7 protein-coding genes and 1 pseudogene are annotated in these 10,200 nt (G+C 35.6%); 2 read left to right on the top strand and 6 right to left on the bottom strand.

Going from position 1 to position 10,200, the window contains the following annotated elements:
• The coding region (locus ACP6PK_RS08205) for a pentapeptide repeat-containing protein (protein ID WP_426559191.1) at window positions 1-791 on the top strand (791 nt) is incomplete at its 5' end.
• Between the two features lie 281 nt (window positions 792-1,072).
• On the opposite strand, the gene ACP6PK_RS08210 is transcribed toward ACP6PK_RS08205, so the two are convergent.
• Window positions 1,073-2,017, bottom strand: coding sequence for an aldo/keto reductase (locus ACP6PK_RS08210; protein WP_426559192.1), 945 nt, complete (start codon window positions 2,015-2,017; stop codon window positions 1,073-1,075).
• Between the two features lie 374 nt (window positions 2,018-2,391).
• Here ACP6PK_RS08210 and ACP6PK_RS08215 point away from each other — a divergent pair, with 374 nt between their 5' ends.
• A complete protein-coding gene (locus ACP6PK_RS08215; protein ID WP_426559193.1) occupies window positions 2,392-3,828 on the top strand; it encodes a BCD family MFS transporter in 1,437 nt (478 codons plus the stop codon).
• A 1,219-nt stretch (window positions 3,829-5,047) separates the two neighbouring features.
• Here the strand turns inward: ACP6PK_RS08215 and ACP6PK_RS08220 are convergent.
• The 5 genes and pseudogenes from ACP6PK_RS08220 to ACP6PK_RS08240 all read right to left on the bottom strand — a co-directional run bounded on the left by ACP6PK_RS08220 (window position 5,048) and on the right by ACP6PK_RS08240 (window position 10,150).
• Complete coding sequence (locus tag ACP6PK_RS08220; protein WP_426559194.1) at window positions 5,048-5,653, bottom strand: GNAT family N-acetyltransferase; 606 nt, start codon at window positions 5,651-5,653, stop codon at window positions 5,048-5,050.
• Window positions 5,654-5,803: 150 nt separating this feature from the next.
• Complete coding sequence (locus tag ACP6PK_RS08225; RefSeq protein WP_426559195.1) at window positions 5,804-8,401, bottom strand: CHAT domain-containing protein; 2,598 nt, start codon at window positions 8,399-8,401, stop codon at window positions 5,804-5,806.
• A gap of 612 nt (window positions 8,402-9,013) precedes the next feature.
• Entirely contained in the window at window positions 9,014-9,394 is a 381-nt protein-coding gene (locus ACP6PK_RS08230; protein ID WP_094672254.1) for a PH domain-containing protein, read from the bottom strand.
• 12 nt (window positions 9,395-9,406) lie between these two features.
• Complete coding sequence (locus ACP6PK_RS08235) at window positions 9,407-9,529, bottom strand: hypothetical protein (protein WP_371357276.1); 123 nt, start codon at window positions 9,527-9,529, stop codon at window positions 9,407-9,409.
• A 47-nt stretch (window positions 9,530-9,576) separates the two neighbouring features.
• A pseudogene (locus tag ACP6PK_RS08240) lies at window positions 9,577-10,150 on the bottom strand (Uma2 family endonuclease).
• Window positions 10,151-10,200 lie beyond the last annotated feature (50 nt).

A 10,200-nucleotide genomic window follows, 5' to 3' on the forward strand; every position in this document is an offset into this window, starting at 1 on the left:
ACCTCATTGGAGCTAACCTTAGTGGAGCTAACCTTAGTGGAGCTGACCTCATTGGAGCTAACCTCATTGGAGCTAACCTCAGTGGAGCTAACCTCAGTGAAGCTAACCTCAGTGAAGCTAACCTCAGTGAAGCTAACCTCAGTGGAGTTAACCTTAGTAGAGTTAACCTCAGTGGAGTTAACTTCAGTAGAGTTAACTTCAGTCAAGCTGACCTTAGTCAAGCTGACCTTAGTCTAGCTAACCTCAGTCAAGCTGACCTTAGTCTAGCTAACCTCAGTGGATATAACCTCAGTGGATATAACCTCAGTGGAGCTAACCTCAGTGAAGCTAACCTCAGTGAAGCTAACCTCAGGGAAGCTAACCTCAGAGGAGCTAACCTCAGAGGAGCTAACCTTAGTGGAGCTAACCTTAGTGGAGCTAGCCTCTTTAAAGCTGACCTCAGTGGAGCTAACCTCCGTAGAGTTAACCTCAGTGGAGCTAACCTTAGTAGATCCCTCATTAGAGCTGACCTCTTTGAAGCTGACCTCAGTGGAGTTGACCTCCGTAGAGCTAACCTTAGTGGAGCTAACCTTAGTGGAGTTAACCTCTTTGAAGCTGACCTCTTTGAAGCAGACCTCAGTGAAACTAACCTCATTGGAGTTGACTTTGAAAAGTCTATAGTAACGAATGCTAAATTTAGCAGTAATAGTTTAGGGATGACTAGAGAATTAAAACAAGAACTCATTGAGAAAGGAGCTATTTTTGAAGACTCCCTAGAAGACCCCTTAACTTTGAGTCCGCTAAGAAAATAGAAAAGCTCCATCAATACTCCCGCTAGTCCGTTCAAAAAATAGAAACACTTTTTCAGAATACAGTAGGGTGCGTTAGGCATTTCTGTATAGGTATGATTGGTATGTCAAATCTAAAATTATGCCGTAACGCACCATCATTTTCTCTTTTTTGGTGCGTTACGCTTCTCTAACGCACCCTACTGAACTTCCCGCTAAGAAAATAGAAAAGCTACATCAATACTCCCAGCCAAAATTTGATTATCCCCACTAATAGCAACTCATTTAGTATTAGTGGGATAAACTCAACTTAACCAAGGGCGAGTAATTTCTTCCAATTGATTAAATTCCTCCTCAGTCATTTCCCAATCTATTGCTCCTGCATTTTGTCGAACTTGTTCAGAATTTTTACAACCAGCAATAGGAATTACACTATCTTGAAAAATCAACCAATTAAGTGCAACTTGTGCCACAGTCTTATCATATTTATCCCCAATTTCTGTTAACAAAGACATGACAGGTGCAATTTTTTCTAAACCACTCTTCTGAAAACGAGAATCAAATCTACGAGCGCCCATAGGTTGTTTTTCGACAGTATATTTGCCAGTTAATAATCCTTGAGCTAAAGGACTATAAGCTAAAATTGTAATTCCTAATTCCCTAGCTTTTTGCAAAATTCCTTTACTTTCTATTTGACGAGAAAGCAAAGAATATCTCACTTGATTTGTTGCTAATATTACTCCCCTTTTTTCTAGAATTTCATAAGCTTGACGCATCTCTTCCGCAGAATAATTACTAACACCAACCGCTTCAATTCTGCCCTGCTTAACTTCATCTGCTAAAGCATTTAATAAAGTTTCCTGACTCATCAAAAAAGTGAACGGCCAATGTACTTGATAAAGAGTAACTTTCGGCACTATTAATCGTTTCAAACTAGCAGTTACAGCATCAGCAACCGACTCTGGAAAAAACCGCCAAGGCATCGGACCATATTTAGTAGCAATTTGCACAGGTTGTTCAGTTTCTTGCATAAATTTTCCTAGCAATTCTTCTGATAAACCATTGCCATAAACTTCAGCAGTATCAAAGAAATTTATGCCAGCTTCTAAAGAAGTTTTAAAAGCAGCTTCTACTTCATTTGCACCATAATTACTGCCATAATTCCAAAAAAGTGTATCGCCCCAAGCCCAGGTGCCAATACAAATGGGATTAACTTTTATTCCTGTTTTACCTAAAGAAGTTGTTGCCATGTTGAAAAATTTCCTAATTAATGTATAATGATTTGCTTAGTAGTAGACTGACACATCTAAAAATGTAGGTTGGGTTAAACGGAGTGAAACCCAACAAAACCCTAGGGACTAGCAAAAAAATAGACTACCAGCTAATTTATAGAGTAGAGATTGCTTCGGCTAGGTTGACTCTTTCCGATTAAGGTTGAGTCTAATATCACCGCCTCGCAATGACAGAAACAGGCTTTTTTTATGTACTAATAATTGGTACTTTATTAAGTTGCAAATCCCTTAAATGTTGGGTTTCGTTTCTCAACCCAACCTACGGTTATATAAGCTATTGTCAGTCAAATTTCTATCTAAATAGATATTAATTCACTCCTATTAATATAACCATGACAACCGAAGATTTGCAAGTAGAAAAACCAGATAATATTGACAATCAAAAAATTCCGCCCAAACTTAATTTATTCACCATGTTTAGATTAGGTTTCTATCAAATGGGATTAGGGATAATGTCAGTTTTAACTCTCGGAGTTTTAAACCGAGTGATGATTACTGAATTAGTAATACCAGCCACGATTGTAGCAATAACTTTGTCATTATATCAATTTATGGCACCAGCAAGAGTTTGGTTTGGGAGTATGTCTGATGCTAAACCTTTATTTGGTCAACATCGGACTGGTTATATGTGGATAGGAGCTGTTTTTTTTACGGTGACTGCTTTTTTTGCCGTGCAAGTTATGTGGCAGGTTGGTGATAGTTTAAGAATTAATGGTTGGACTAATCCTACTTATTTTTGGATTGGTATATTAGGTTTAATGTTTATAATTTATGGTTTGGCTTTAAGTGCTAGTGGTACACCTTTTGCTGCTTTATTAGTAGATGTTTCTGATGAGGATAATCGCTCTAAAGTTGTGGGTATAGTATGGTCAATGTTGATGGTAGGAATTATTATTGGCGCGATTACCAGTAGTATTTTGTTGAAGCAAGTTGGTGTGGATGCTCCATTAGAAACTGTTAAAGCTTCTGTTAATAGTTTGTTTATTAAAGTACCAGCAATTGTGTTGGTTTTTGCTTTTGTTGGTACTGTGGGAGTTGAACAAAAATACTCTCGTTATCGCACCCGTTCAACTATTGCTAACCGGGAAGATAAAATTACTCTGGCAACAACTTTAAAGATTTTAACGGCTAATCGACAAACGGGTTTATTTTTTACGTTTGTATTTGTTCTAATTATTAGTTTATTTATGCAAGATGCAGTTTTAGAACCCTACGGTGGGGAAATATTTTCTATGGCAATTTCTGAGACTACTAGATTGAATGCTGTTTCGGGAATGGGAACTTTAATTGGATTAGGTACAACAGGATTTTTAGTAGTACCAAGACTGGGTAAGAAAAATTCTTTAAAAGTTGGATGTATAGCAACAACTATTAGTTTTATCTTGATAGTTATGTCTGGGTTTACTGGTAAAGTTTCTTTATTTAAAAGTGCTTTATTTTTGTATGGTTTGGCTGCTGGTTTAACTACTACTGCTTCTCTCAGTTTAATGTTAGATTTAACCGTAGCAGAAACAGCGGGAACTTTTATCGGTGCTTGGGGATTAGCACAAGCAATGGCAAGAGGTTTATCTACAGTTATTGGTGGTGCTGCTTTGGATTTTGGTCGGTTTTTATTTGATGTACCAATGTTTGCTTATGGCTTGGTTTTTATAGCAGCAGGAATAGGAATGATACTGTCAATTTTCTTGTTAAATAGAGTTAATGTCCGAGAATTTCAAGATAATGCAAGTGTGGCGATCGCTACTATTTTAGAAGGAGAATTAGATTAATGAATAATGGATAATTGATAATTCAGGACTAAAGCCATGCGAACCGAGAAACCGGGTTTTTTCGTCAATATTTATTGTTAAAAACAACGATTTATCCTAAAAACCCGGTTTCTTTGCGTAAGTCCTGATTAAACTATTAGACATCTGGCGATCGTCAATAATAAAATCAATTATTTCCCCCTACTCCCTCTTTTTGGGAGATGTTTATTGTGCAACAGTTTTTAGACTTTTGAGCGAGTCGGTTGCTATAATATACGGGGGCAAGATGCTCCTACTTCTGACTTTTAACTTCCCTGACGGGAAGTCCCGCGCTCTCCCGCACCTTTAGCGTCGTATGGGAAACCCAGGGCTAAGATTCGGATACCTTCATAAGCTGTTCATATGCCTTTGACAAGCTAGGTACATTTTGTTATTATCCAGATCAACACAGGGGGAGGACATCACCTCTGTATAAACAGCGGTCAGGGTTTCCCAGACTGAAGAATCCCGCTTTGTCCCGTAAGGGCAACGTCGGGAGTATGTCAATAAATACTGTAGGGGTTTGGTCTCCAAACCTTTGCCCAAATTAAAGTCTTTACCAATAGTGATTAAAACTATTACGTTATAGTTTTGAGATTTTTAGATAAAGTGTTTAATATAAAATCCGGTTGAACAGTTGTCCGCAGCGACGAAGCGGAAGCAATCTCTGCGCATCTCTGAGATTGCTATCCGTTCCGGAATGCTCCGCAAACCTTCCACTCCGTTCCAGTCGCTGCGGACGCAAGCTATAGTAATTATCCGGATTGTATATAATATCAAGTCCGGTAGCATTGGAGCGTATATAAAATTAAGATGACAATGGAAAAAACCTTCTTCCTTCTGCTTTCCTAAAATCTTCGTAGGGGTTTAGTCTCCAAACCCATTCAACCGGATATGATATAACTAGCGATCGCTTCCTTTCTCTTTGCTTGATTATTCATTCAACTATTGTACAATAGTTGATTTTTATTTCAAGTGTCGCGCAACGGTTTTTATAAGTGCTTAAGCAAAATTAATTGTGCATTAACTTCTCACTCTGTCAGACTTAGAGACGAAATTATTAATTTTGCACGACTACTTCTCTTAGATACTGTTATAGTAACATAGCTATTTTGGCTGTCATTAAACTATTGCGCAATAGTTTTGAGATTTTCGATTTCAGTCGCAATGACTCGGATTCGGATATAGTAATCATCAATTATCAATTATCGGCTTTGGTGAATCTAGCTATGGGCGTTGCATAAATGCGGGATGATTTTAATTTACTATATCCTAGTGCTTCAGCAAGATTTTCTAATTTCATTAATACCGATGTTTTGTCATAGGATGAGTCTACAGAAAAGTTTTCAACAATCTCAAAACCAAATTTAGCCCAGAAAGAAAAAGCATTTTGGACTGCAACGAGAGACATAGAATGATAATTAAGTTTTACAGCAACAGATAATAGATGGTTAAATAGTTTGGTGGCAATACCCTGTCCAGAATGAGTTTGTTTAACAGCCATATCATGAATGAACAAATTTGAACTTTGAATTACTTCATCAATCTTGCTATTTAAGCTGGGAGGAGAGTTTGCCGGATATGGGTGTGATAAACAAAAAGCCACAACTATAGAATCAACTTCAAATACAAAGCAAGTTTCAGGAGAAAGGATATTTTTCGCGCGTAGGACATCAATAGACTCTGCATTCGTCCTACGGACACCAGTAGACTCTATAATGGAAGGATAAGCTTGCTTTTCAATTTCAGCAATACAACCCCAGTCAGATTCAATTATTTGTCTAATCATCTTTTTTTGTCTAATCATATTTTTGTTTAGCGTTAATAAAATAGGATTGCTATATTCTCAGAAATTAACTTTATAGAACTCTTAAAACTCCTAACAACTATTGTCAAATCAACCAAATCAAACAACCAATAAAAAATTATCAATTATCAATTATCAATTATCAATTATTTACAGCCAATTACCAACTAAAATAAAAGTTGACCAAAAATAGGGATGCTGAAATTCTGGATTTATTATTCCTGTTTGAGCATCCTTTAAAATTTGTTCTTGCGCTCGACGCAAAGCTTCTGCTTTCGTAATTTCTGGGTTTGTTAACTCTTGATATAAATTTTTCATCAATACAGCAGTCGCTTCATCACTCACATACCACAGACTAGCAATGGTACTTCTTGCACCCGCTCTCACGGCAATTCCAGCTAACCCTAATGTTGCTCGGTTATCTCCAGCAGCAGTACGACAAGCACTCAATACTAATAATTCTATTGGTCTGGTTTGCTGAGTACCCGATCTAATCATATTTCGTAATTCCTCAACATTAATTTTCTCATCCCAAGTCAAAATAAAAGTATCCTCAATATTGGAACTAAATTCGCCGTGGGTTGCGATATGAATTACTTGATAAGTAGTATTAACAACTTCAGTATTAGCTTCCTCTTCTGTAAACGACTCATTCAGTAAAATTTCACTAGAAGTTTGATTTTGAATATCCTCTAATTCTTTTCTCACATTCGGTAGTGGTGGAAAACCTTGACGACCTTCAGTTATTCCCATGCTCAGTATTTCCAGTTTCTTCCGTGCTAATGGTTGGGGATCTATTAACTCCAGACTCGGAGCGATCGCCACATTATAATTCTCAGCTAAATATTTCTCACCATCATAAAGACTAGCTAAAGGAACATTACGCAAACTTCCTTCTAATACAAATACTAAAGTTTTTATCTTATTAGCTTCTAATTGTTTGTCAATAGGATTAATTAACCAATTATAGATTTTTTGAGCAGGTTCCCAATAGTTTTCGACAAAGATTCTTTTTTGAGGTTTTGTCAGAGCATCCTGCAGACTTTGAACAGTTGAATCTACTTCTTGTTTTGATATATTTGTTGTGTAATAAACTAGAGGTTTTTCTGGTATAGCTAAGATGACCGCCAGCCGATATTCCAAAACAATTGTATAGAAAATAGCTGCATTTTTATCTACCAAATCTATTTCTACTGGTTGAGCATCTAAACAAGCATTCCGAAAGAAATTATCCAGTTCAGCTAACTGTAAAGCTTCAATTATTTTTCGTGCTTGTCTCAAATTTTCTTGACTAATAGTATCTGTTTTACCAGACTCAGATGGTTGTAAAAGTAACTCTACTAATTCACGATAAATTGGTTCTACACTATCTCGAAAATCAAACTTTAATTCTGAACTTACGGCAACTATATCACTGCGGAGAGTACGGATAGTTTCTACTGCTTGAGAATAAGCGACTATAGCTTCGTCTTTATTTTCTTGAGCTGTCAATATGCGACCTAATTGCCATTTCCACTGATAAACAATATCAGCAGCATTAATAGATTGAGCTAAATTTAAAGCTTTTTCTGTTAAGTCTTTTGCCTCATTCCATTGTTGATTATGCTCATATAATTTTCCCAAATTACCTAAAGCATAAGATTCGGCTCTTGTGTCTGCTAAATTTCTTGCTTGTTGAACTGCTTTTACCAAATAATCGGCAATTTTTAATGTTGAATATAATGGTTGATTATTGTCATTTGCCAATACTATTTTTCGTAATTCTATTAAACTCTGGGCTAGATTGATTCTGACATAAATAGCAATTTGAGAAATTGGTAATTGATTCAGTAAATTATCGATATTTTTAACTAATTCTGTCGCAGCAAAATCTTGTTTTTGTTCTACAAATAGATTTAACTGATTTAGCATTGCTTGAATTTTAATTTCTGCTACAGGTGATTTCTCTATTGCTTCTTGATAGAATAAATTAGCTGCTTCGGGATTTTCTAGAAGTATAGCTGTATTACCTAAACTAATTAAAATTATAGCTATTTCTTCTGGTGCTTGTAAATTTTCTGCTATTGCCAAACTAGACTCTAAAACTGTTTGAGATGCTTCTACCTGACCTATCCCTCGCATTACATCGCCTAAACTTTGTAATGTTTTTGCTTTAATAATAGTATCTGGCTGGTCTTGCAAATTTTCTCTAGCTATTTCTAATTGTTTCAATGCCTGAGAATATAAACCCAATGCTTGTAAAGCCTGAGATTGATTAATATTACTACGAGTTAATCCTAGATAGTTTTCAATTTCTTGATAAATTTTACTGGCTTCTTTCCAAGTATTTAAAGCTGCTTCTGCTTGACCAATAGATAATAGTAATTGACCTTTTACTTCTAAAACACTAGCCGTAAGTTGTGCTGTTGTTTGATTATTTGATATTTGTTGAATTAGATTTAAACAATTATTAAGTATATCTTCTGACTTTTGCCATTTTCCTAGTTTGAGATAAACTAAACCTAAATTTCTGAGCGCTCTTATCTGAGCATAATCATCACCTTGAGCTGCATAATTCTTAATAGCTGCTTCTAACAAAGGTATACTTCCAGACAAATCTCCTTTTTGAAAAAGTTGTTGTGCTTGTGCTTCTAATCTACTAGCCGATATGGTCGAGGCTTGAGTTAGTATATCCCAATTTATTTGGCTAGTTTTTACTTGATTATTGTTCAGAGAAATAGCCTGAACTTCTTTTGTTTTAATTCTCAAAATTAAGGTAGAAGGCAGAAGCAAAAATACAGAAGCAAGAAGGCATATTTTAACCAAGAATAAATTCAGCATAAAACCTCATTAATGTAATTTTTATTAAAACCCTGCTTTTAGGGGTGAGATATTATTAATAGTATTATTTTGTATCAAGTATGAAAAAGAATGCCACGGATTTTTATCCCTATCTCTCCTAAAAAAGCTATCGCTTATAAGGAACTCCTAAAACCCTTTTCTGATAGAGAGATGGGGGGGTGGAGAGATGGGGAAGTGGGGAGAGAAAAGCCTAAGCATTAAATACGTTGACTCTCCCGAAATATCCAGTTATACCATGTCCGGTTGAACACTTATAATTAAGATAGTAAGGGAGTAGGGGAGTAGGGGAGTAGGGGAGTAGGGGAGTAGGGGAGTAGGGGAGTAGGGGAGAGATTAAAATATATCCTCTCGATCGCCAAATATTTTATTTATACCTAATCATTCGGACATGATATTAAGGGAAATTACATAACTTCTCTCTAATGTCTACGTTTTATGTTAAGAAAGATGTTTGTAAAGCATAGCCTGAAAAATGAGGGAAAATGTAGCAAAAATTTTAGTATTGTTATGCTTGAGTCTTTATAAACGATAATGGTCAATTGTTGCCTTAATTCTGTTAGGTGCGGGAATACCCGATATGGAAATTTCTATATCCCCTGTTCCAGCACTAGCTATTTTGATAGTGCCAATATTAAACAAGCGTTCCATCATATTTTGTTGAATTTGAATATTACGAATGTGAACGTGCATTACTTCATTAGTGTATCTACTTAGTAGACCCTGTTGTAAAATTGTACGCTTGTCTGTTACTATTAATGTTGTATTTTGACTTTTAATCCACCATATAAGTAGCAATAAAATTCCGACTCCAAATAATAGAATTAAACACAGATAGAGAATAAATAAAAGTGGGTTACTTCTCCACATACTAGGATGAACTCGGCAACTTTCTACTTCCATTTACTAACTCCTTCATAGCTTATTTGAAACTTGAGTATTAGGTTCAAATTGTAATTCGCGGTTATTTTGACAGATTTTGTAGAACTGTTCGTCACTCAATTTAACTGTATCTAAATTTAATGTTAAAATACTCATAATTTCAACTTATTTGAATGTTAATAAAACTCTCCATTTCTCTAGATTTAAAAGTATTGAGATAAACTTAAATTAAATCCGAGCAAGACATTTTCACCCGACAAATTTGTAGGAATATTTTGCACTTCCACATCTTGCTCCTGGCGATAAATTTCTACCTGCTGGTCTTGAGGATTAATTAACCACCCTAATAATACCCCTGCATCTATAATATTCCTCCATTTTAGAACGTAATATTTTTAAATTTTCAGTTGCTGACCTTAACTCAATAACAAAATCTGGTGCGATGGGGGAAAATTTACGTCTTTGTTCTACAGTAAGAGTTTCCCAACGTTCTTTACGAATCCAAGCTGCATCTGGAGAGCGGTCACTACCATTAGGCAATTTAAAGATAGTAGAAGAACTGAATGTATAACCTAAACCAGTTTGCCTATTCCAGTTTCCCAAATCAATAATTAGGTCAGCTTCTCTATTACCACTTTCACCTCCCACTGGGGACATAATAATTAATTCTCCCTTAGTATTACGTTCAAATTGTAATTCGCGGTTATTTTGACAGATTTTGTAGAACTGTTCATCACTCAGTTTAACTGTATCTAAATTTAATGTTAAAAAACTCATGATTTCAATTTATTTGATTGTTATTAGTTATCATTATATCGTCATCCTAA

It is taken from the genome of Dapis hubbardiae BLCC-M172 (assembly GCF_050016015.1).
In the GTDB taxonomy this organism is placed as follows: Bacteria; Cyanobacteriota; Cyanobacteriia; order Cyanobacteriales; family Microcoleaceae; genus Trichodesmium.

Bases quoted from the DNA above. Each gene is read 5' to 3' on its own strand.
- ACP6PK_RS08210 (WP_426559192.1), bottom strand. From the start codon at position 2,017: ATGGCAACAACTTCTTTAGGTAAAACAGGAATAAAAGTTAATCCCATT.
- ACP6PK_RS08215 (WP_426559193.1), top strand. From the start codon at position 2,392: ATGACAACCGAAGATTTGCAAGTAGAAAAACCAGATAATATTGACAAT.
- ACP6PK_RS08220 (WP_426559194.1), bottom strand. From the start codon at position 5,653: ATGATTAGACAAAAAAAGATGATTAGACAAATAATTGAATCTGACTGG.
- ACP6PK_RS08230 (WP_094672254.1), bottom strand. From the start codon at position 9,394: ATGGAAGTAGAAAGTTGCCGAGTTCATCCTAGTATGTGGAGAAGTAAC.
- ACP6PK_RS08235 (WP_371357276.1), bottom strand. From the start codon at position 9,529: ATGAGTATTTTAACATTAAATTTAGATACAGTTAAATTGAGTGACGAA.